Raw genomic sequence first — 21,606 nt, 5'->3', positions numbered from 1 at the left:
AATGAAGAATTACAGTAGGGAAGATATTATCCGGATTGTGGAGGAAGAGGATGTAGAATTTATCCGTCTGCAGTTTACGGATATGTTTGGTATGCTGAAGAACGTGGCTCTTACCGCCAGTCAGCTGGAACGGGCGCTGGATAATCAGTGCATATTTGACGGCTCTGCCATAGACGGATTTGTTCGGATTGAGGAATCGGATATGTATCTGTATCCGGATTATAATACCTTTGAGATATTCCCCTGGCGGCCGCAGCAGGGAAAGGTTGCCCGCCTGATTTGTGACGTTTACCGTCCCAACGGGGAACCGTTTGAGGGCGATCCCCGGTATGTGCTGAAGAAGGTTCTGAAAGAGGCTGAGAGAATGGGATACACCTTCCATGTGGGCCCGGAATGTGAATTTTTCCTGTTTGACACAGATGAGAGCGGCAGACCCTCTACAGACACCAGGGAAATGGCCGGGTATTTTGATGTGGGCCCGGTAGATATGGCAGAGAATGTACGTCGTGATATTGTTCTGAATCTGGAGGAGATGGGGTTTGCTGTGGAGGCGTCTCACCATGAGCTGGCTCCGGCCCAGCATGAGATTGATCTGGAATACATGGACGGACTGACTGCTGCAGATAATATTATGACCTTTAAAATGGCGGTGAAGACGATTGCAAAGCGTCATGGGCTTCACGCTACTTTTATGCCAAAGCCAAAGGCTGGAATTAATGGCTCAGGTATGCATATTAATATGTCTCTGGCAGACCAGTCAGGTCACAATGTTTTTATTGACGAAACGGATGGTCTGGGACTCAGCCGGATAGCATATCAGTTTATGGCAGGGATTCTTGCCCACATGAAGGAAATAACCATGCTGACCAATCCTCTGGTCAATTCTTACAAGCGTCTCGTTCCGGGATATGATGCCCCGGTGTATGTGACCTGGTCAGCGGCAGCCAACAGAAGCGCTCTGATTCGTATTCCCTGTACCAGGGGAAGCAATACCCGGATTGAGCTGCGCTGCCCTGATTCGGCAGTTAATCCCTATCTGGCCCTGGCATCCTGTCTGGCAGCAGGACTGGATGGAATCAAGCAGGAAATGGAACCGCCCAAAAGTGTGGATGTCAATCTTTTTGCCATGACAGAGGAACAGATGGATGCTCTTGGGATTGAGCAGCTGCCGGAGACTCTGGGAGAGGCCCTGGAAGCATTTGAACACAGCTCCTTTGTCAGAAAGGTTCTGGGTGATCATGTATATACCAAATATCTGGCAGCGAAAAGTGCAGAGTGGAAAAAGTTCCGGGCTGAAGTGACAGACTGGGAGGTAGAGGAATACCTGTATAAGTTTTAAGCATCAGACTGCTTAGAAGGGATCCGGATTTCCTGTTCTGGAGGTGAGAGGTTGGCTAACGTAATCGTGGCATTTTCCAAGCTGGAGGATGCAAAAAATATAAAAAGAATACTTGTGAAAAACGGATTTGACGTTGTCGCAGTCTGCACCTCCGGAGCTCAGACTCTTGCCCAGACCGAGGAGTTAAACGGCGGAATTCTGGTGTGTGGGTATCGGCTGGCAGATATGATTTATTCAGAGCTTCATGATTGTCTGAGCGCAGAGTTTTCCATGCTGATGGTTTCATCTCCCAGCAAATGGACATCTCAGATGCCAGAGGATGTGGTGTGCCTTCCCATGCCTTTAAAGGTAAACGATCTTCTCAGTACCTTAGAGATGATGGTTCAGGCCCAGGCACGGCGGAAAAAGCGGATGAAGCGCCAGCTGCGGCAGAGGAGCGAAGAGGAGCAGAGCCTGTTAATGCAGGCGAAAAGTATTTTAATGGAGCGCAATGGAATGACAGAGGAGGAGGCTCACCGATATATGCAGAAGTGCAGTATGGACAGTGGAACCAATATAGTAGAAACTGCTCAGATGGTGCTCAGCCTCAGCAATCTATAGAAACAGAAGAAGAGGGAACGGGGAGGAACGACAGTATGGATGATATTGACAGAAAGATTTTAAGGCTGCTGCAGGATAATGCAAGAACTTCACTGAAAACTATTGCAGAAAATACATTTTTATCATCTCCGGCTGTTTCAGCGCGGATTGAAAAGCTGGAAAAGGACGGAATTATTTCCGGTTATCATGCTCAGGTAAATCCCATGAAGCTGGGATATCACATTATTGCGTTTATTAATCTGAACGTAGTACCGGATGACAAGCCAAAGTTTTATGCTTATGCGGAAAGCGTGCCGAATATTCTGGAGTGCAGCTGTGTTACCGGGGATTATTCCATGATTCTCAAGGTAGCTTTTCACAGCACTATGGAGCTGGATGTTTTTATTGGCCAGCTTCAGAAGTTTGGAAAGACCAGTACCCAGATTGTATTTTCTACCCATGTGGGACCGCGCGGCGTGGATGTACAGGAGAATTAAGTTCCATTTTTGCTCCTTTTTCATACAGTATATTAGAATTGTATGAAAAGGAGCATTTTTGATCGCAATGGCAGATAAGGTCAGTATTGTAATTGATGCAGGTCATGGGGGACAGGATCCAGGAGCTGTATTTCAGGGACGGGAAGAAAAAACAGATACCCTGCGGCTGGCGCTGGCAGTAGGACAGATTTTGACAGAAAATGGAATGGACGTATCCTATACCCGGGTTACAGACCGCTATCATACGCCAGGGGAGAAGGCAGAAATGGCAAATTACCAGGATTCGGATTATTTTCTGTCTATTCACAGAAATGCCATGCCGGTTCCAGGGACAGCATCTGGAATTCAGACTCTGATCTATGATAACGGAGGAGCAGCCCAGCTGATGGCATCAGAAATTAATAAAAAATTGACGGAAATGGGCTGGAAGGATCTGGGGGTGATGGAACGTCCGGGATTGATTGTTTTGCGAAAAACAAAAATGCCGGCAGTGCTGGTGGAAGCCGGATTTTTGGATCATGAGCAGGATAACCGATTTTTTGATCAGAATTTCCAGAAGGTTGCCCAGGCTATTGCAGACGGAATTCTGGAAGCGGTAAAGCTGGAGGCAGACGGTCCGGCTTATTATCAGATTCAGGTGGGAGCTTACAAGAACAGACAGGAGGCAGAGCGTCTGGCAGAACAGCTGAAGGAGGAGGAATATCCGGCCTTTCTGGTGGCGGAGGACGGCTGGTTTAAGGTGAGGGTAGGCGCATATCTGAATCTGGATCATGCGGCGTGGATGGAAAAAACGCTGAGAGCAGCCGGATATCCGACGTTTATGGTGAAGGAAAGGGAAAAGTAGAAAAGGAAGGCGGTCTGCCTTGCATTCAGGAAATACAGATGATAAAATAAAGATATTCACAGAGAGTGAAAGGAAGCAGAACCTTGAAAAGTCTTGGCTGTATTATGTCAGAGACAAAACATCAGTCAGGCTGTGCCGGAAAGGAGGCGCTTTATGGAGAACAGGAAACGGATTGTAACCATTGGCAGACAGTATGGAAGCGGCGGCAGTGAGGTGGGAAAGAAGCTGGCAGAAAAGCTTGGCGTACACTGCTACGACAAGAATATTCTGCGGATAACCTTTTCCGTTTTCAGTCTGAGGTAATCAGAAAGCTGGCGGCAGCAGAATCCTGCGTTTTTATTGGCCGGTGTGCAGATTATGTGCTGGAAGGAGAAGAGGGACTGGTTCGTGTATTTCTCTATGCAGATATGGAGGCAAGGGAAGCAAGAATCCAGGAGAAGCATTTGTATGAGGAAAAGGATCTGATAAAAAATATCAAACGGATTGATAAAGAACGGCGGGACTATCACAGATATTATACGGGACGAAGCTGGGAGGATGTGGGAAACTACGATCTGATGCTGAATACGGCGCGGCTGGGCATTGACGGAACAGTCAATGTGATCCTCCATTATCTGGAGGAGAGGGGCCTGAGATAAGGAAGGACAGTGATTCAAATCGAGCCGATCTGATATAGAAAAAGGAGTGGCTGCTTCATAGGTGGAAAATCATCTTTGAAGCAGCCGCTTTCAATTTGTGAAGCTGTTACATATCCGGTACCGGAGTGGGGCGGGCAGGATCAAAAACATCCTCTGCGTGGAACAGATCCTCCAGCTTTCTGTGAGAGGGATCCTCGGCAGTTATATCCTTCCACATACGGTAGCCGTCCAGATTGCGTCGTCCCTGGCGCAGGAAGGTGTCCCCAAGCTGTACCCAGTACTGGTTGGAGTCCACGTTGCAGAAATACCGGAATCCGGCCTGATACAGATAGGTAAACCGCTCATTCTCTGCAGTGTAGGGGTGCCAGTCTCCCACATCAGCGCCAAATGGGTAAAGAATAATGTCCGTAGGCCCGATTAGAGAGTCTACTTCTGTCTCCCATTTATCGGTATCTGTTTTGAAGCGATCCCATTCGACAGTGCCCAGATCCAGATGTCCCCAACTGTGTGAGGCCAGCTCCCAGCCGTGATCTTTTAAGCACTGGGCAACCTTTGCGGCTTCCTGGCGATCCTGTTCATAGGTAGGAGAATCTGCATAGGAGGCAGCAGTCCGATATCCCAATATTCCCTCGTAACCGGTAAATGCGAGAACTGCCCGGGCGCCACGGTAGGAAAAATCAGGATGCTCCTGGATAAAATCCTCCAAAATGGGAACCAGGTCATAGGAGCCGGTAACAGAGGTACCGTCATCGAGAATCATTTCACAGGTAGGCTTTCCGTCCGCTCCGATCACAATCCGGGAGGCGAATCCGTCTCCGTCCATATAGGGATAGTAGCAGAGATCATCCTGAGACATGACAAAGGGAAGTTTTCCCTCTGGCAGCATGATGTCTCCGGCCTTCATCACAGTTTTTCCTGTTTCATCTGTGGTTTCGTAGGCGAGATCGTGAAGGCGAACCAGAACGTAGCCCTTATCGTACATGGTTTGGAGTATCTTTTTAAATTCCTCTACGGTAGTCATAACCTGATTGTAGCCGTCCTGATCTGACTGGCCGTCAAAGGCCTTGGCAGGATCGACAACCAGGGAGTGAAAGAACACATGGGTCACTTTGCTGATAGGAGTTCGAACCAGGGACTGACGGATCGTTTCGTACTGGGCAATCGCAGACTGGACCTCCGGAAGGGATGCCATCTGAGAATCCTCCTGAAGCAGGGAAATGGCCTTGTCGTAATCATACCCGGCAGCCAGGGCAGAAGCCTGGGAAAGAAGGCTCTGAGCCGGTGTCTCTGAGGTGGTTTCTTCTGGGGATGCCGGACTTTGCTGAGAACCGGAAGGGATGCCTTCTGGAGAGTGAGCTGCTTCCGTTTGGGCCTGATTGGAGGCGGTGGCTGCTCCAGAGGCAGAATTCTGACTGTTTCCGGAAGCATTTTTGATCTTTGTTCCGATAAACATAGCGCCTGCAGCCAGAATGGCAACAATGGCCAGACATTCTGCAGCGACAGTAATGCGCCGGATGGTGCGTCTGCGTTTTCTCCAGCGAGCGCGTTCTTCTGAATTGTATGGTATCATAATATCCTCTCATTTCTATGTAATCTGAAGCTGCAGCCAGAAGACTGGTGCAGGGATAAAATATGCTGTAAGTGATTGTACCAGACTCAGATAGAGTCCAGATATAATCCTGCCTCTATCATAGCATAGAAAAGGGCAAATAGCCAGATGTTGCCTGAGAGGAACATAGATTCTTTCTGCCTGCCATAGACTGATCTTATAGATGGTAGTATTCAGGGAGAGATGGCTATGAAAGAAATATTGCTGGCATTATGTCTCGTATTGGCAGGAACAGAAGGGGCAGGCGGGGGCTGGTGGAATAAAGAGCCGCGGCTGGAAATGCCAGTCTCGGCAGGGACTGTTTTCGCCGTGGAAGGGAAGGCGGATGGCGCAGAGGCTGCTGGTGCAGGGGAAGAGAAGGCCGCTGGTGCAGGGGAAGAGAAGGCCGCTGGTGCAGGGGCAGAGAATGGCGGCGGTGCAGGGGCAGAGAAGGCCGCTGGTACAGGAGCAGAGACTGCCATGGAAACAAATACAGAAGCCGTTTCCGGACCGGAGATTTCTGCCCCCAGCGCAGTTTTAATGGAGGCATCGACCGGACAGATTATTTATGAAAAGCAGGCAGATGAACAGAGAAGTCCGGCCAGCATTACAAAGATTATGACACTGATTCTGATTTTTGATGCCATCGATGAGGGGAAAATCAAAATGACAGATGAGGTTGTTACCAGCGCTTATGCAAAATCCATGGGCGGTTCCCAGGTGTTTCTGGAGGAGGGGGAGCTCCAGACTGTGGAAACTCTGATTAAGTGTATTGTAATTGCATCAGGAAACGATGCGTCGGTTGCCATGGCAGAATACATAGCAGGTTCGGAGGAAGAGTTTGTCCGGAGGATGAATGAGCGGGCAGCAGGGCTGGGAATGACAGGAACTCATTTTGTGGACTGCTGCGGACTGACGGAAGATCCTTCGCATCTGACCACAGCCAGAGACATTGCGCTTATGTCCCGGGAGCTGATTACCAGATACCCTCAGATTCACGATTATTCAACAATCTGGATGGATACGATCACACATGTAACCAAACAGGGAACAAAGGAGTTCGGGCTTTCCAATACAAACAGGCTGCTGAAAATGCCTGCCAATTACCGGGTAACAGGACTGAAAACAGGATCGACTTCTCTGGCAAAATACTGTCTGTCTGCTACTGCGGAAAAGGATGGTATCCGCTTGATTGCCGCTGTCATGGCGGCTCCGGATTATAAGGCAAGGTTTGCAGATGCTCAGGCTCTCTTAAATTATGGGTATGCCAGCTGCAGGTTGTATGAGGATCAGGAAATGCCAAAGCTTCCTCTTATGGCAGTAACAGATGGAATCGAGGATTTCGTTCCCTTGTCTTACCAGGGAGAATTTTCCTATCTTAGCTTAAACGGAGAGGATTTTTCACAGGTGGAGAAAAAGCTGATGCTTCCAGATGCCATGGAAGCGCCGGTAGAGGAGGGAGAAAAAGCCGGAGTTCTCCGGTATGAATTAAAGGGAAAGGTTCTGGGTGAGGTGGAGATTGTAACAGAGGGAGCGGTGAAAAAGGCCGGGTATCGGGATTATCTGAAGAAGCTGAGGAGGGCATGGATGATGGAATATTCGGATAATGTATTCGCAGGAGGAAAATGACAGCTGTGAGGGCTCTGTACTTGACATAGGAAATCATTTTGATAGAATGAACCTAGAACATAACAGGAGATTACAAAAATGAACAAACAGAACGAACAAAAGAAACAATTCTGGGCAGAAACAGGCTTCTGGAAGGAAGCAGGAATTTTGACAGTGGCTGTGGGAATTATTGCGGCAGCAGTATTTTTCTTTTTGATGCCAAGTCATGCGTCGGTGAGCAGCATTTCTGGTCTGGCGATTGTGCTTTCCAACTTTGTGCCCCTTCCGGTTTCTGCCATTACCATGATTTTTAATGTGGGACTTCTGATTGTGGGATTCTTAACCTGCGGGCGGGAATTCGGGGCAAAAACCGTTTATACCAGCATTATGCTGCCGCTGTTTCTTGGAATCTTTGAGAAGGTATTCCCCCATTTTCAGTCTCTGACAGGAAGCGCAGAGCTGGATGTGCTTTGCTATGTGCTGACGGTCAGCATTGGACTGAGCATTCTTTTTAACAGAAACGCTTCATCCGGCGGTCTGGATATTGTGGCAAAGATTATGAATAAGTATCTGCATATTGAGCTGGGGCGGGCCATGTCTCTTTCTGGCATGTGTGTAGCCCTGTCCTCCGCTCTGGTTTATGATAAAAAAACCGTAGTTCTCAGCATTCTGGGAACATATTTTAACGGGATTGTGCTGGATCATTTTATTTTTGGACAGAATTTGAAGCGGCGGGTATGTATTATTACAAAAAAAGAGAAGGAGCTGAGAGAATTTATTCTTCATGAGCTTCACAGTGGTGCAACAATTTATGAGGCAATCGGCGCCTATAATATGGAAAAACGCAATGAAATTATAACAATCGTGGATAAAAGCGAGTACCAGAGGCTGATGAATTTTATGCTTCACACCGATCCGGATGCATTTATGACGGTTTATACAGTGGCTGATATGCGCTATCGTCCCAAGCTTTAAGAAAAGCGGGATTCAAGTATCCGTCAAAAGGAAACGGGAAAAAACAGGCAGCTTTGTTTAAAGCGTGGGAAAGCCGTCCATACTGTCAGTAAATGGAATGGAAAGAAGGATGACAGTATGAAACAGAAGAATTTTATGGCCCGGTACCTGCAGGAGATAACGCCGGTTTCCTTTGAACTGGAGACAACAGAGGAGTTTCAGATAATTGGAAATGGCCCTGCACAGTTTCGGGTAAAGCTCAGACGGGAGATTCCCAGGAGAGAGCTGCTCCAAAGTACATCTCTGGCTTTGGGAGAGGCCTATGCCAGAGGCGATTTGGAGGTGGACGGGGATCTGTATCAGGTGCTGGATCTGTTTCTTGGATCTATGGAGCGATTTCGGACAAGCAGATGGGCTCTTGCCGGATTGCTTCATACCTCTTTAAACGAAAAAAAGCAAAAGGAGCAGGTAGCTTCCCATTATGATTTAGGAAATGATTTTTATCATCTTTGGCTGGATGAGACCATGAGCTATTCCTGCGGATATTTTCAGAAGGAGGATACTTCGCTTTTTGAGGCCCAGGTGGGAAAGGTGGATCATATTTTAAAGAAGCTGCAGCTAAAGACGGGGATGACTCTGTTGGATATTGGCTGCGGATGGGGATTTTTGATGAAACGGGCAGTGGTTCACTATGGGGTGAAGGCAGTGGGGATTACCCTAAGCCAGGAGCAGTTTGAACAGGTGTCCCGGGAGATTGAGGAAAACCATCTGCAGGATCGCATGACAGTAAAGCTGATGGATTACCGGGAGCTAAAGGACAGTGGGATGATGTTTGACCGGGCAGTCAGTGTGGGAATGCTGGAGCATGTGGGGCGGGGCCATTATGGGCTGTTTCTGGAGGCGGTACAGCAGGTGCTGAAGCCGGGAGGGCTGTTTCTGCTTCATTATATCAGCGCTCAGAGGGAGCATCCGGGGGATCCCTGGATTCGCCGGTATATTTTCCCTGGCGGAGTGATTCCCAGTCTCAGGGAAATTGTGAATTTGCTTCCGGAACAGAATTTTTATTTGCTGGATGGAGAAAGTCTGCGCCGCCATTATACAAAAACCCTTCTTTGCTGGAGGGAGAATTTTCTGAAACACAGGGAAGAGCTGGAGAAAGAGCGGGGACAGGAGTTTGTCCGGATGTGGGAGCTGTATCTGGCATCATGCGCAGCGGCCTTTCATAATGGGATTGTAGATCTTCATCAGCTTCTTCTTTCTAAGGGCGTTAATAATGAACTTCCCATGATACGGACGGTGTAGGCAGGGCGGGATTTTGTCCCGGCGCAGCAGGGGCTACGGTCTGTCTCTCAACCGTCCCAGGTGGAATACCAGCAGCAGTCCGCCATAAGAAAAAGAGAAAAAGAATATTTGCAGGGCAGTTTCCAGAAAGAGGGGAAGCTGCCCTGTTTCTGGGTGAAGGGCAGAAACAAAATAGTGAATGCCTGCAGAAAGCAGGAGAAAGAAGGATGGCTTTCCGATCATTTCCCAGGCATTCCAGAAAAAGGGAATCTGACGAAAAAGGGCATATAAATGAAGCAGGGACAAAAACAGTTCGCTGGCAAGCATTCCCCATAGATAGGCTAGAATACCGAATCGGGGAATTCCAAACAGGACAAAGCAAATGCGAAGAATGAGAGCGGCGGTATTGTGAAGGAAGGTGGTGCGGGTGCGGCCAAGCCCATTGAGAATACTGCCTGTGGTGGTGGACAGATAGAGAAACGGACAGAGCCATGCCAGAATCCGGATAAAACGTCCTGCTGTGGGATCATGGAATACGCTGTTTCCCAGGGCAGAGCCAAATAAAATAAAAATACCAGTACAGAGAATTCCCATATACAGACTGTACCGGAGGGACATGGCAATGCAGGAGGAGATCCGTTCCTGCTTACCTTCTGACTGAGCCTGAGCTACATTGGGCAGGAGAAGCACAGCCATGGAATTGGTGATGGCAGAGGGAAAGAGAATAAAGGGCAGGGCCATTCCGGTGAGGACACCATAAACAGAAAAGGCCTCAACGGAGGAAAGGCCAAAGCGCTGCAGGCAGTTGGGAATCCAGACAGCTTCGGCGCTGGCCAGAATATTTAAAACCAGGCGGTTTCCCATCAAAGGAAAGGCCAGAGTAAGCAGGGGAAGACTGATGGAAGCAGCCGGAGTCTGGGCGGGAGCAGAGGGGGAAGTTCGCTGAGGCGGAATAAAAATCAGGCACAGGAAGGTAAAAAGAGCAGAGGCTATTTCTCCGATAAGATGGCCGGTTACAGCAAGCTCAACGGTGATTTCTTTTCCGGCAGCAATCATAGAGCTGGCCAGAAAAAAAACAAGGGTCATGCGGATCACTTGTTCTGCAATTTGAGAAAAGGCAGGAACCCTGGATTTCTGGACGCCGTAGTAATAACCGTTGATGCAGGCGTGGAAGGCGGCAAAAGGAACAGAAATCCCCATGACAGGAAGATATGGGGCGCATTCCGGTGCCATCAGGACATAACGGGCGAGAAAATCGGAGTATCTGCAGATCAGAGCAGACAGAATCAGGGACATCCCCATAGACAGAACGATACCACGATGAAAGATGCGTTTGCCATCTGCTGTGCGCGAGGCAATGAGCTGGGAGAGGGCAGTCTGGATGGAACCGGCGCAGAGAGAAAAACAGATGCCGAAAACAGGGTGAACCATATGATAAATACCAAGTCCTTCTGCTCCGATGGTGCGGGACAGGAAAATCCGGTAAAAAAAGCCCAGTACCCGGCAGATAAAGCCAGATGCTGTCAAAAGCAGGGTACTGAACAGAAAAGCCTTTTTTCGGGGAGAGAGAGAAGAAAGGGTATACATGGAAGTCTGGCCTCCGGGTACAGCTGTTGTTACAGTTTACGGGGAAACGCAGAAAACTATGTGTGCAGCAAAAAAGAAATTATAAAAAAAGTATAAAGAAAAAATAAATACAATAGGAATCCTTCTTTATGTGGTCTTAATGGAGTTATGGAAACGTTTAAGCTATGATAATATTCGGTACAGATTTTGGTACAAGAAAATTACAAAGGGGGAAGTACCATGAGAGAGTTTTTTCACTCAGTGGACAAGCTGAAGCCAGTCTATGACAAGGTATATCAGTTTGTTATGTTTGTCTGTAAGCTGCTTCTTGTAGCAGACATTCTGATTACCTGTATGTCTGTAGTTGGCCGTTACGTATCCTTTATTCCAGATCCGGCATGGTCAGAAGAGGTTGTTCTTACCTGTATGTCCTATATGGCTGTGCTTTCTGCAGCCCTGGCTATCCGGCGCAATGCTCATATCCGTATGACGGCTCTGGACTGTTATCTTCCGGATATGTTAGTGAAGGGTCTGGATATTCTGTCAGATCTCTGTGTTATGATTCTGGCAATTATTATGATCGTAGTTGGCTGGAAGTATGCGGTGCAGATTGGCGGAAAAGGCACCTATGTAAGTATGCCGTCCGTATCCAGATTCTGGATGTATTTTCCGGTTCCTTTAGCCGGTATTGCTATGGTGATTTTTGAACTGGAGGCACTGTACAACCATATTAAGGATGTCGTGCTTGGAAGGGAGGCATAAGGAATGGGTGGAGATAGTTTTGCAATTATGGTGCTTCTGGCAAGCTTTTTTATTATGATATTTCTGCGGTTTCCTATCGCATATGCAGTGGCGCTGTCTTCTGTGCTTTGTCTGTTAAGCCAGGGACTTCCCCTGTCTGCGGTCTGCCAGCAGATGGTAAAGGGAATCAGCTCCTTCAGCCTGATGGCAGTTCCGTTTTTTATTGTTATGGGTTCTCTGATGGGAACCGGCGGTATTTCTGAGAAGCTGATTGCTCTGGCCAACGCCTGTGTAGGATGGATGCGGGGCGGCATGGCAATGGTAAACATTGTGGCTTCTTATTTCTTTGGCGGCATTTCTGGTTCTGCAGCAGCGGATACCGCTTCTCTTGGAACCATTCTGATCCCGATGATGGTGGATCAGGGCTATGATGCAGATTTCTCTACAGCAGTAACCATTACCTCCTCCTGTGAGGGACTGCTGGTTCCGCCCAGCCACAACATAGTAATTTATGCTACAACAGCAGGCGGTATCTCTGTTGGAAGCCTGTTTTTGGCAGGATATATTCCTGGAGCGCTGTTAGCAGGCTCCCTCATGGTAGGTTCCTATATTATTTCCGTAAAACGGAATTATCCCAAGGGAGATAAATTCAGCGTTGCAAATCTCTTAAAACAGTTAAGCGTTTCTTTCTGGGCGCTGGCAGCTGTTCTGATTGTAGTCGTAGGTGTTGTATGCGGTGTATTTACAGCAACTGAATCTGCGGCAATTGCGGTTATTTACAGCTTAATCGTAAGCGTTTATATTTATAAGGGCCTTGACTGGAAGGGCGTATGGAGAGTAATGGGAGACAGCGTGGACACCCTGTCTATCGTATTGATCCTGATTTCTACCTCCAGTATTTTCGGATACTGCCTGACCAGACTCCATGTGCCGGATTTGGCGGCAAACGCCATTACCGGTCTGACCAGCAATCCGATTATTCTGGCTCTGCTGCTGAATCTGATTCTTCTGGTTCTTGGCTGTATCATGGATATGGCGCCCATTATTCTGATTGCAACACCGATTCTTCTTCCGATTGCAACCTCTATCGGAATTGACCCGGTTCAGTTTGGTATTATTGTTGTTCTGAACTGCGGAATCGGACTTTTGACTCCGCCGGTAGGTGCAGTGCTGTTCATCGGCTCGGCAGTAGCAAAGCTGCCGATGGAAAAGGTAGTAAAGGCAACGCTTCCTTTCTATCTTTGCATGATTGTAACACTGCTTCTCATTACCTTTGTTCCGGCAATCAGCTTGTGGTTACCTCAGGTGCTGGCATAATCCCCTGGTAACATAAAGAAGAACGAAATCCCCTCTCCAGAAATGGAGGGGGGATTTTGTTTTAGATTTTTTTTCAATTCCTATTGAAATACTAGGAAATAAGAGTTATAATACAGATAACAGAAAGCCACCAGGCCTTCTGCGCAGAAGCTTTTTATAGCTTATGAGGAAAGGCGGATTTGATTTCTATGAAAAATTTAATATATCTTGATAATGCAGCAACAACAAAAACACGGCCGGAGGTAGTGGAGGCCATGCTTCCGTATTTTACGGAGCTTTACGGAAATCCATCCTCTGTGTATGAATTTTCTGCTCCGGTTAAGGAGGCAGTAACCAGAGCCAGAGAGGTGATTGGAGCTTCGATTGGAACGAGAAAAGAGGATATTTATTTTACTTCCGGCGGCTCAGAGGCAGATAACTGGGCCATTAAGGCTGCAGCAGATGCTTACGGACAAAAGGGAAAGCACATCATTACCAGTAAAATTGAGCATCATGCAGTGCTGCACACCTGTCAGTATCTGGAGCAGAAGGGCTTTGAGGTAACGTATCTGGATGTGGACGAAAATGGTGTGGTAAAGCTGGAGGAGTTAAAAAAGGCCATTCGCCCGGATACCATTTTGATTTCTATTATGTTTGCAAATAATGAGATCGGAACGATTCAGCCGATTAAGGAAATCGGAGCGATTGCCAGAGAACATGGAATTTTATTTCACACAGATGCGGTGCAGGCCTATGGCCATCTTCCCATTGATGTGGATGAGCTGGGGATTGACATGATGAGTGCCAGCGCTCACAAAATCAATGGACCTAAGGGGATTGGATTTCTTTATATCAGAAAGGGCATAAAAATTCGTTCCTTTATCCATGGAGGGGCACAGGAGAGAAAGCGCCGTGCAGGGACAGAAAATGTACCGGGTATTATAGGATTTGGAAAGGCTGTCCAGATTGCCATGGATACTATGGAGGAGCGGGCACAGCGGGAAGGAAAACTGCGGGATTATCTGATTGAGCGGGTGATGGCAGAGGTTCCCTACACCAGAGTGAACGGACACAGAACCAATCGTCTGCCTAACAATGTAAACTTCGCTTTTCAGTTTATAGAGGGAGAGTCTCTTCTGATCCTGTTGGACGGAAAGGGAATCTGCGGCTCCAGTGGCTCTGCATGTACCTCAGGATCTCTGGATCCCTCTCATGTGCTTCTGGCTATTGGTCTGCCCCATGAGATTGCTCACGGCTCTCTTCGTTTGACTCTCAGTGAGGAAAATACAGAGGAGGAGATGGATTTTGTGGCGGAAAGCATCAAAGAGATTGTTGCACGGCTGAGAAATATGTCTCCGCTGTATGAGGACTATATGAAGAAGCAGGAAAAGGGCAAATCTCATTCCGCATAAAAAGAGAAAACAGATAATTACAACGTACAAAAAGGAGAATTTGACAATGTATACAGAAAAAGTAATGGATCATTTTGAACACCCGAGAAATGTAGGAGAGCTGGAGAATCCCAGCGGAGTGGGAACAGTGGGAAATGCCAAGTGCGGAGATATTATGCGGATTTATCTGGATGTGGATGAAAATCAGATTATCCGGGATGTTAAGTTTAAAACCTTTGGCTGCGGCGCTGCAGTGGCAACCAGCAGTATGGCTACGGAAATGGTGAAGGGCAAATCCATTCAGGATGCTATGAAAGTAACCAATAAAGCAGTGATGGAAGCACTTGACGGACTGCCCCCTGTTAAGGTACACTGTTCTTTGCTGGCAGAGGAGGCAATCCATGCCGCACTGTGGGATTATGCCCAGAAAAACGGAATTCAGATCGAAGGTCTGGAGCAGCCCAAGAGCGATATCAGTGAGCACGAAGAGGAAGAAGAATATTGATGAAATCAGAACAGGTTCCGGGCAGCGAGGCTGTGCGGGAGGAAAAAAATCAGAAGAAAAAAGTAGTGATTGGAATGTCAGGCGGCGTCGATTCATCGGTAGCCGCCTGGCTTTTGGTGCAGCAGGGGTATGAGGTTATCGGAGTTACCATGCAGATCTGGCAGGAGGACGAGGAAACTGCGCAGGAGGAAGGCGGATGCTGCGGCCTGAGCGCTGTGGATGATGCCCGGAGAGTGGCCTGGCAGCTGAAGATCCCGTATTATGTTATGAACTTCCGGTCAGAATTCAAAAACAAGGTAATGGATTATTTTGTGGAGGAATATCTTCACGGAAGAACGCCTAATCCCTGCATTGCCTGCAACCGGTATGTAAAATGGGAATCGCTTTTGAAGCGGAGTATGGACATTGGCGCCGATTATATTGCTACAGGCCATTATGCCCGGGTGGAAAAGCTGGAAAACGGTCGTTACGCATTAAAGCGGTCCGCCACAGATGCAAAGGATCAGACCTATGCTTTGTATAATCTGACCCAGGAACAGCTTTCCCACACATTGATGCCGGTTGGAGATTATTCCAAGGAGGAGATCCGCCAGATGGCAGAGGAGCTGGGATTAAAGGTGGCTCATAAGGCAGACAGCCAGGAAATCTGCTTTATTCCGGATCATGACTACGCACGGTTTATTGAAGAGGAGATTGAGCGGGAAAACCGGGAGACGCAGCTGGAATCCTGCGGCGGATGCGCGTCATGTGAAACAAACAAGCCATGCAGACAGCTTCCGGGACCGGGAAATTTTGTAGATCGGGAAGGCAATATTCTGGGACAGCATCAGGGAATTACGCATTATACCATTGGACAGAGAAAGGGACTGGGACTTGCCATGGGACATCCTGTCTTTGTGGTAGAGATCCGTCCGGATACCAACGAAGTGGTAATTGGAAGTAATGAGGATGTATTTACGGACAGGCTGATTTGTGATAAACTGAACTGGATGGCAATCGACGGCCTTCACGGAAAAGAGCGGGAGGTTGTGGCGAAAATTCGTTACAGCCACAAGGGGGCGCCCTGTCGGATCCGGGAAATAGGAGAGGATCTGGTAGAGTGTCGTTTTCTGACTCCGGTTCGGGCAGTGACTCCGGGACAGGCAGTTGTATTTTATGACGGCGATTATGTAGCAGGCGGAGGTACAATTCGGTGAGAAAGCAATGGATGATTCTGGCTGTGACAGCGGCTGTTTCTCTGGCAGCGGCAGGGTGTCAGAAATATGAAAAGATAGAGCTGGCGGGAGAAGGATGGGAGTCGGCGCTGGACGGCCAGAGCAGTGATAGACAGGACAAAGAAGCACAGAGAGAAGAGGAGCAGATGACTATGCCGGTTTCCCAGGTCAGTGCCAATCAGACAGACAGGACAAAGGAAACTGCTCCCTCGATGGAGGAGAGATCAGAAATAGTCTATGTTAATGCCAGCAGCTTGAATATTCGGACAGAACCGGGCTCAGACAGCCAGATTATCGGCCGGGCAGGACGGGGCTCAGAACTTAAGAGAACAGGTTACAGCCAGTCCTGGAGCAGAGTAGAGTATCAGGGACAGGTTTGCTATGCAGCCTCTCAGTACCTGACAACCAGTCAACCTTCTGTCCAGACAGTGGGAGGCGGTTCCTCCGAGGGTACAGCGGCAGGAAGTGCCGGCAGTGTGGATGCTGGCGTTCAGAATGGATCAGCAGAAGAGATTCGTTTGAATCCAGAGTGGAAATATGCCGGATATTCCAAAATCAATTCAGGAGTCGCAAGACTTTATGTTTCTGAGGCAGCTGCACGGAAGGGAAAGGTGGTCTGCGTGAATGCAGGACACGGAACCAGCGGCGGCTCCAGTGTGAAGACCCAGTGTCATCCGGACGGAACTCCAAAGGTAACGGGCGGAACCACAGGCGCCGGAGCCACAAGTGCAGTGGCAGTGTCCGGCGGAATGCAGTTTGCAGACGGCACAGCGGAGGCAAAGGTGACTCTTGCCATGGCAAAGGTGCTGAAGGATAAGCTGCTTGCCCGGGGATACAATGTACTGATGATTCGGGAAGGGGATGATGTCCAGCTGGATAACATTGCAAGGACGGTAATTGCCAATAATCGGGCAGACTGTCACATTGCCCTTCACTGGGATTCCACAACCAGCGATAAAGGAGCGTTTTACATGAGTGTACCGGAGACAGCATCCTACCGCAGCATGGAGCCGGTGGCTTCTCACTGGCAGGAGCATCATAAGCTGGGGGACAGTCTTTTGACAGGCTTAAAGGGCGCAGGAGTGAAGATTTTTTCCAGTGGGAAAATGGCAATGGATCTGACGCAGACCTCTTATTCTACAGTACCGTCGATTGATATTGAGTTGGGAGACAAGGCGTCGAATCACTCCGCAGCAGTTTTGGAACAGCTGGGGAACGGGTTGGCAGACGGCGTGGATCTGTTCTTTGGAAATTAGAGAGAAGAATAACCGTTCAGCCATGCATCTTCTTGCCTGCTTACAGAGGACAAAAAGTATGGCTGAACGGTTACCGGGAAGATATAGCTTCTGAAAAATCAGGTTTACAATCTGGGCGATACCGTGTATAATGGTATCGTCTGTTTTATGGAGACGTAGCGAAGCGGCCGTAACGCGGCGCACTCGAAATGCGTTTATCGGTTCATCCCGGTACGAGGGTTCGAATCCCTCCGTCTCCGCTGGAAAGCCCTTGAGAAATCAAGGGCTTTTGTTATTCGTGTTGCATATTTTTCCGGTATATTTAGTTTGGCCATGACAAATGCATTTAAGTGCCTCGTCCGTGAAATGAGGTATGTGAAATATTATTTTGGCACAAGCTTTTCATACCTGAAAAGAGAGTTTGGAAACTGTTAAAAGTCAAAAACGGAAAATAAAATCAGTTGATCGCATTTTTTCCCTGTGCTATACTGTGTCCATCGAAAAAATCGTAACAGTTTAGCCTTGCATCTTCTTGCCCGCTTACAGCGGACAAGAAGCATTAGGCGTCCGCCTTATGTGGATTTAAGCATCAAAACTCTTATGAAAGCAAGCTTTCAACGAGTTTTCCTGACGGAATCCTCGCAAGGCTGAACTGTTACAAGAAATCATTTTTCCGGTTACGAATGCAATTGAGGAGGAAATAATTATGAGTATCAGAATTGGAATTTTAGGTTACGGAAATCTGGGAAAGGGTGTGGAGAGTGCGATTGCGCAGAATCCGGATATGGAGCTGGCTGCAGTATTTACCCGCCGGAATCCGGAACAGGTTACAGTGAGAACAAAAGGTGTTCAGGTGCTTTCTGCGGATGAACTGGATCATATGCAGGGCGATATTGACGTGTTGATTCTTTGTGGAGGAAGTGCAACCGATCTTCCGGAGCAGACTCCCAAATATGCAGCAATGTACAATGTGGTTGACAGCTTTGATACTCATGCAAGGATTCCGGAGCATTTTGCAGCAGTGGACAAGGCTGCAAGGGAGGCTGGAAAGACCGCTTTGATTTCCTGTGGATGGGATCCGGGGATGTTCTCTTTAAATCGTCTGTATGCATCCTGCGTGCTGCCGGAGGGTCAGGATTATACCTTCTGGGGAAGAGGCGTGAGCCAGGGCCATTCTGACGCTGTGCGCCGTATCGACGGGGTAAAGGACTGCAGACAGTATACAGTTCCTGTTCCTGAGTCCTTAGAGGCAGTTCGCAGCGGTTCCAATCCCCAGCTGACAACCCGCCAGAAGCATACGAGAGAGTGTTTTGTTGTGGCTGAGGAAGGCGCAGACAAGGCAAGGATTGAACAGGAAATCAAGACCATGCCTAACTATTTTGCAGATTACGATACCACAGTTCATTTTATTACAGAAGAGGAAATGAAGCGTGACCACAGTGGTCTGCCTCATGGCGGCTGTGTGATCCGCACTGGTGTAACGGGCATGGAAAAGGAACACGGTCATGTGATTGAGTACAGCCTGAAGCTGGATTCCAATCCGGAATTTACCGGCTCTGTGATTACTGCCTACGCCCGCGCTGTGTGCAGAATGAACCAGGAAGGGATGAATGGATGCAAGACGGTATTTGATATTGCTCCGGCTTATCTGTCTTCAAAGAGCGGAGAAGAGCTGCGGGCTCATTTACTGTAGAAGTTGAAGGAAAGCGGCGTTTTTCTGCGGAGAGAATTCTCCCTGTGGAAAAGCGCTGCTTTCTTTTATGCTTTTTCCAAAATGAAGTGCTGGAAGGAAATCTTGCTTTAGTGCTTGACAGAATCTGGGAAAATCGTCACAATAGAAGCAGCAGATGAGGAGGTTGGAAGAATGATCAAACTGGTAGTATCAGATATAGATGGAACTTTGCTGGAGGATGGCGGACATGAACTGAATCCGGAACTTTTTGATGTAATTTTAAAGCTTCGTGCAGCAGGGATGCAGTTTGCAGCAGCCAGCGGGCGGCAGTGGGCCAGTATCGAAGCTGTATTTGAGCCCATCAAAGAAAAAATATTTTATCTGTCGGATAATGGAGCTTATGTTGGAATGTGCGGCCGAAATCTGTTTTTAAATCCTATTGATCGGGATTTGATTCATGAAATGATTCGGGATATCCGTGCTGCCGGTTTGACTGTTTTGCTGAGTGGTCCGGATCAGGCATATATGGATGAGGACAATCCGGAGTTTTACCGGTGGCTGACGGAAGGATATCGTTTCCAGGTAAAGCAGGTAAGGGATTTGATGCAGGTAGAGGATCAGTTTATTAAAATCTCTGCCTACAAAAAGCATGATGTAGAGCCTGCCACAAAAGAACTGCGGGAAAAATATGGAAGCCGGCTGAAAATTACCATTTCTGGAGATATGTGGATGGACTGCATGGCCTCCGGTGTTAATAAGGGAGAGGCAGTAAAGCTTTTGCAGGAAAGCCTTGGGATTCTTCCAGAGGAGACAATAGCCTTTGGAGATCAGCTGAATGATATGGAGATGTTAAAGCAGGCTTATTACAGCTTTGCTATTGGAAATGCCAGACCAGAGGTAAAGGCCGCAGCCCGGTTTCAGGCTGATACTAATGTAAAGGATGGCGTACTGAAGATTTTAAAGCTTTTACTCTAAGGCAGGAATGAAGGCGGGAAGGACGGGAAATAAAAAGACTGAGAAAGCAGTCAGAAAGCGAAGAAAGCAGTTCGCGAAAAAACAAAGCAGGACAAAAACCTGAGAAGGAACGCGGCAGAAAACAGGAGTTTGGGAATTCATGAGAAATTGGAAAAAAACGGCAGCAGCAATATTGCTGGTCTTTGCTGCAGTCACTGGTATTTTATTTTTCAGAAACGGGTTTTCCATAAGAAAAGAAACTGGAGACACTTCCGGATTTCCGGATGCGCAGGCCATGCTGATTATTACAACAGAGGCAAACAGGTATCGGACCGTGTATACGGATCAGATCTGGCAGGTGCAGGTTGGGGAGGAGGAATCTTTTCAGCTCTATCTTCTGGAGCAGATTCGGACCTTTTTGAAAGAAGTAAAAACCATGAATCTGCTGGCAGATGAGAGAGGAATTCAGCTGACTGGACAGGAAAAGGAGCAGCTTCGGCAGCTTTCCTCAGAGTTTTATCAGTCTTTGACTGAGGCAGATCGGGAATGTATCGGCGCCAGTGAGGAAGATGTGTATGCAATGTATGAGGCGTATCACAGGGCAAATCGTCTGGTGGATGAAGTGACAAAAAATGTGGATCTGGAAATCAGCGACAGTGAGGCCCGAGTCATGAAGATTCAGGAGCTTTGTCTGGAAACGGAAGAAAGCGCCCAGGAGGCCTTTCAGCAGCTTTCGGAGGAAGGAACGAATTTTTCTTCAGTAGCCAGGGCAATTCGGGAGGAAGGTTATAAAGAGCAGTCTGTAGGAAGGGGAGAGCGTTCGGCAGCATATGAGACTGCTGTATTTTCCCTGGAAGATGGGCAGCTCAGCCAGCCATTTGCAGATGGAGACAGCTGGTACCTTGTAAAATGTGTGGATTCCTATGATGAAGACGCGACTCTGGAGAGGAAGGAAAGACTGGCGCTGCAGAGGAAAAATCAGGCCTTCCGGCGGATTTATGACACCTTTGCCGGAGAACATCCAGTTGAGATTCAGGGCAGCATCTGGGAAAATGTGGATTTAACAGAGATGGGACAGTCTACAACGGTAGATTTTTTTGAGCGGTATCAGGAATATATGAGTCAGAAGAAATAAGCTGAAGAGAGGGCAGAAAGCATGGTTGCATTGCGGATGGAGGATTTAAAAGGGTTTACGGCAGGGCTGTTTATGGGAGAACTGTTTGACGGCTGGCTGGTGAGGGAGGCAGAGATTGTCACCTTTAACCGGTTTACCATAGACGGAAGAATCCGCCAGGGGTATTATTCAGACTGGGAACTGGAGCAGAATCGGATTGAGGATTTGTCTTCCTGGAAAATGATAAAGCCCTTTTGCTATTCGCTGATTAAAGGAAAAAAACTGCCGGAAAGTTTTCATATCACGCTTCAGCTTCCTCCGGCTCAGACGGAAGATTTTTTAAAAAAAGCAAATCTGGAATTTACTGCAGATCAGGTGGCGGGGCTTTATCTGAATATTCGCTATGAAAACGGCGTTCTTTCCTGTATAACAGGAACCTCCCTGAAGATTTTTACTTTGGATAAGCGTTTGGAGTATGAATGGGATGAAACGGTACGCCGGTATTTTAAGAAGAAACAGGTTCCCTTTACATAAAAAGATAAATTATTAGCACTCATTTAAAATGAGTGCTAATTTTCTGTTGACATTTG

At 47.9% G+C, this 21,606-nt stretch carries 19 protein-coding genes, 1 tRNA gene and 1 pseudogene; 19 read left to right on the top strand and 2 right to left on the bottom strand.

The annotated features are described in order from the left end of the window. Position 1: 1 nt before the first annotated feature. The 5 genes and pseudogenes from glnA to ACESON_RS13445 all read left to right on the top strand — a co-directional run bounded on the left by glnA (position 2) and on the right by ACESON_RS13445 (position 3,897). Entirely contained in the window at positions 2-1,339 is a 1,338-nt protein-coding gene (gene glnA, locus ACESON_RS13465) for a type I glutamate--ammonia ligase (RefSeq protein ID WP_373110423.1), read from the top strand. Positions 1,340-1,390: 51 nt separating this feature from the next. Then, on the top strand, positions 1,391-1,939 hold the full coding sequence (locus ACESON_RS13460) for an ANTAR domain-containing response regulator (protein WP_373110421.1): 549 nt from the start codon (positions 1,391-1,393) through the stop codon (positions 1,937-1,939). 35 nt (positions 1,940-1,974) lie between these two features. Then, complete coding sequence (locus tag ACESON_RS13455) at positions 1,975-2,415, top strand: Lrp/AsnC family transcriptional regulator (RefSeq protein WP_373110419.1); 441 nt, start codon at positions 1,975-1,977, stop codon at positions 2,413-2,415. A 67-nt stretch (positions 2,416-2,482) separates the two neighbouring features. Further along, the gene (locus ACESON_RS13450; protein WP_373110440.1) at positions 2,483-3,259 is read left to right on the top strand and encodes an N-acetylmuramoyl-L-alanine amidase; all 777 of its coding nucleotides are present in this window, start codon (positions 2,483-2,485) and stop codon (positions 3,257-3,259) included. A gap of 153 nt (positions 3,260-3,412) precedes the next feature. Continuing rightward, positions 3,413-3,897, top strand: a pseudogene (locus ACESON_RS13445) (AAA family ATPase). A gap of 106 nt (positions 3,898-4,003) precedes the next feature. Here ACESON_RS13445 and ACESON_RS13440 read toward each other — a convergent pair. Then, the gene (locus ACESON_RS13440; protein WP_373110417.1) at positions 4,004-5,467 is read right to left on the bottom strand and encodes a polysaccharide deacetylase; all 1,464 of its coding nucleotides are present in this window, start codon (positions 5,465-5,467) and stop codon (positions 4,004-4,006) included. Between the two features lie 228 nt (positions 5,468-5,695). Here ACESON_RS13440 and ACESON_RS13435 point away from each other — a divergent pair, with 228 nt between their 5' ends. From ACESON_RS13435 to ACESON_RS13425, 3 genes are all read left to right on the top strand, one after another. After that, positions 5,696-7,114: a D-alanyl-D-alanine carboxypeptidase family protein gene (locus ACESON_RS13435; protein WP_373110415.1), complete on the top strand. Its 1,419-nt coding sequence runs from the start codon at positions 5,696-5,698 to the stop codon at positions 7,112-7,114. A 78-nt stretch (positions 7,115-7,192) separates the two neighbouring features. Beyond that, positions 7,193-8,068 (top strand): YitT family protein, encoded by an 876-nt coding sequence (locus tag ACESON_RS13430; protein ID WP_373110414.1) that lies wholly within the window; start codon positions 7,193-7,195, stop codon positions 8,066-8,068. A 117-nt stretch (positions 8,069-8,185) separates the two neighbouring features. After that, complete coding sequence (locus ACESON_RS13425; RefSeq protein WP_373110413.1) at positions 8,186-9,349, top strand: class I SAM-dependent methyltransferase; 1,164 nt, start codon at positions 8,186-8,188, stop codon at positions 9,347-9,349. Between the two features lie 33 nt (positions 9,350-9,382). Here the strand turns inward: ACESON_RS13425 and ACESON_RS13420 are convergent, their stop codons facing one another. Further along, a complete protein-coding gene (locus ACESON_RS13420) occupies positions 9,383-10,915 on the bottom strand; it encodes an oligosaccharide flippase family protein (RefSeq protein WP_373110411.1) in 1,533 nt (510 codons plus the stop codon). Positions 10,916-11,134: 219 nt separating this feature from the next. On the opposite strand from ACESON_RS13420, the gene ACESON_RS13415 reads away from it, so the two are divergent. The 11 genes from ACESON_RS13415 (at position 11,135) to ACESON_RS13365 (ending at position 21,550) form a co-directional block, all read left to right on the top strand. Beyond that, the gene (locus ACESON_RS13415) at positions 11,135-11,656 is read left to right on the top strand and encodes a TRAP transporter small permease (RefSeq protein WP_373110410.1); all 522 of its coding nucleotides are present in this window, start codon (positions 11,135-11,137) and stop codon (positions 11,654-11,656) included. 3 nt (positions 11,657-11,659) lie between these two features. Beyond that, positions 11,660-12,952: a TRAP transporter large permease gene (locus ACESON_RS13410; RefSeq protein ID WP_373110408.1), complete on the top strand. Its 1,293-nt coding sequence runs from the start codon at positions 11,660-11,662 to the stop codon at positions 12,950-12,952. A gap of 188 nt (positions 12,953-13,140) precedes the next feature. Next, a complete protein-coding gene (gene nifS, locus ACESON_RS13405) occupies positions 13,141-14,343 on the top strand; it encodes a cysteine desulfurase NifS (RefSeq protein WP_373110406.1) in 1,203 nt (400 codons plus the stop codon). A 46-nt stretch (positions 14,344-14,389) separates the two neighbouring features. Beyond that, positions 14,390-14,827, top strand: coding sequence for a Fe-S cluster assembly scaffold protein NifU (gene nifU / locus ACESON_RS13400; RefSeq protein ID WP_177994361.1), 438 nt, complete (start codon positions 14,390-14,392; stop codon positions 14,825-14,827). Then, positions 14,827-16,023, top strand: coding sequence for a tRNA 2-thiouridine(34) synthase MnmA (gene mnmA / locus ACESON_RS13395; RefSeq protein ID WP_373110404.1), 1,197 nt, complete (start codon positions 14,827-14,829; stop codon positions 16,021-16,023). Before nifU ends, mnmA begins: the two co-directional genes overlap by 1 nt. Positions 16,024-16,034: 11 nt before the next feature. Further along, complete coding sequence (locus ACESON_RS13390) at positions 16,035-17,297, top strand: N-acetylmuramoyl-L-alanine amidase (protein WP_373110438.1); 1,263 nt, start codon at positions 16,035-16,037, stop codon at positions 17,295-17,297. A 149-nt stretch (positions 17,298-17,446) separates the two neighbouring features. Beyond that, a tRNA-Ser gene (locus ACESON_RS13385) sits at positions 17,447-17,536 on the top strand. Between the two features lie 446 nt (positions 17,537-17,982). Further along, entirely contained in the window at positions 17,983-18,969 is a 987-nt protein-coding gene (locus tag ACESON_RS13380; protein WP_373110403.1) for a diaminopimelate dehydrogenase, read from the top strand. A gap of 171 nt (positions 18,970-19,140) precedes the next feature. Next, positions 19,141-19,923 (top strand): HAD family hydrolase, encoded by a 783-nt coding sequence (locus ACESON_RS13375; RefSeq protein WP_373110402.1) that lies wholly within the window; start codon positions 19,141-19,143, stop codon positions 19,921-19,923. Positions 19,924-20,062: 139 nt separating this feature from the next. Beyond that, positions 20,063-21,037 (top strand): peptidylprolyl isomerase, encoded by a 975-nt coding sequence (locus ACESON_RS13370; protein WP_373110400.1) that lies wholly within the window; start codon positions 20,063-20,065, stop codon positions 21,035-21,037. A 21-nt stretch (positions 21,038-21,058) separates the two neighbouring features. Next, positions 21,059-21,550: a DUF5721 family protein gene (locus tag ACESON_RS13365; protein WP_373110398.1), complete on the top strand. Its 492-nt coding sequence runs from the start codon at positions 21,059-21,061 to the stop codon at positions 21,548-21,550. Positions 21,551-21,606 lie beyond the last annotated feature (56 nt).

The sequence above is a fragment of the Lachnoclostridium sp. Marseille-P6806 genome, from assembly GCF_964238185.1.
Lineage (GTDB): Bacteria > Bacillota > Clostridia > Lachnospirales > Lachnospiraceae > Brotaphodocola.
Note: the sequence above shows the minus strand (reverse complement) of the source record. Positions and strands in the feature narration are given on the sequence as shown.

Excerpts from the sequence above, each read along its gene's own strand:
- glnA (WP_373110423.1), top strand. The coding sequence starts at position 2 with ATGAAGAATTACAGTAGGGAAGATATTATCCGGATTGTGGAGGAAGAG.
- ACESON_RS13455 (WP_373110419.1), top strand. The coding sequence starts at position 1,975 with ATGGATGATATTGACAGAAAGATTTTAAGGCTGCTGCAGGATAATGCA.
- ACESON_RS13450 (WP_373110440.1), top strand. The coding sequence starts at position 2,483 with ATGGCAGATAAGGTCAGTATTGTAATTGATGCAGGTCATGGGGGACAG.
- ACESON_RS13440 (WP_373110417.1), bottom strand. The coding sequence starts at position 5,467 with ATGATACCATACAATTCAGAAGAACGCGCTCGCTGGAGAAAACGCAGA.
- ACESON_RS13435 (WP_373110415.1), top strand. The coding sequence starts at position 5,696 with ATGAAAGAAATATTGCTGGCATTATGTCTCGTATTGGCAGGAACAGAA.
- ACESON_RS13430 (WP_373110414.1), top strand. The coding sequence starts at position 7,193 with ATGAACAAACAGAACGAACAAAAGAAACAATTCTGGGCAGAAACAGGC.
- ACESON_RS13425 (WP_373110413.1), top strand. The coding sequence starts at position 8,186 with ATGAAACAGAAGAATTTTATGGCCCGGTACCTGCAGGAGATAACGCCG.
- ACESON_RS13420 (WP_373110411.1), bottom strand. The coding sequence starts at position 10,915 with ATGTATACCCTTTCTTCTCTCTCTCCCCGAAAAAAGGCTTTTCTGTTC.
- ACESON_RS13415 (WP_373110410.1), top strand. The coding sequence starts at position 11,135 with ATGAGAGAGTTTTTTCACTCAGTGGACAAGCTGAAGCCAGTCTATGAC.
- ACESON_RS13410 (WP_373110408.1), top strand. The coding sequence starts at position 11,660 with ATGGGTGGAGATAGTTTTGCAATTATGGTGCTTCTGGCAAGCTTTTTT.
- nifS (WP_373110406.1), top strand. The coding sequence starts at position 13,141 with ATGAAAAATTTAATATATCTTGATAATGCAGCAACAACAAAAACACGG.
- nifU (WP_177994361.1), top strand. The coding sequence starts at position 14,390 with ATGTATACAGAAAAAGTAATGGATCATTTTGAACACCCGAGAAATGTA.
- mnmA (WP_373110404.1), top strand. The coding sequence starts at position 14,827 with ATGAAATCAGAACAGGTTCCGGGCAGCGAGGCTGTGCGGGAGGAAAAA.
- ACESON_RS13390 (WP_373110438.1), top strand. The coding sequence starts at position 16,035 with ATGATTCTGGCTGTGACAGCGGCTGTTTCTCTGGCAGCGGCAGGGTGT.
- ACESON_RS13380 (WP_373110403.1), top strand. The coding sequence starts at position 17,983 with ATGAGTATCAGAATTGGAATTTTAGGTTACGGAAATCTGGGAAAGGGT.
- ACESON_RS13375 (WP_373110402.1), top strand. The coding sequence starts at position 19,141 with ATGATCAAACTGGTAGTATCAGATATAGATGGAACTTTGCTGGAGGAT.
- ACESON_RS13370 (WP_373110400.1), top strand. The coding sequence starts at position 20,063 with ATGAGAAATTGGAAAAAAACGGCAGCAGCAATATTGCTGGTCTTTGCT.
- ACESON_RS13365 (WP_373110398.1), top strand. The coding sequence starts at position 21,059 with ATGGTTGCATTGCGGATGGAGGATTTAAAAGGGTTTACGGCAGGGCTG.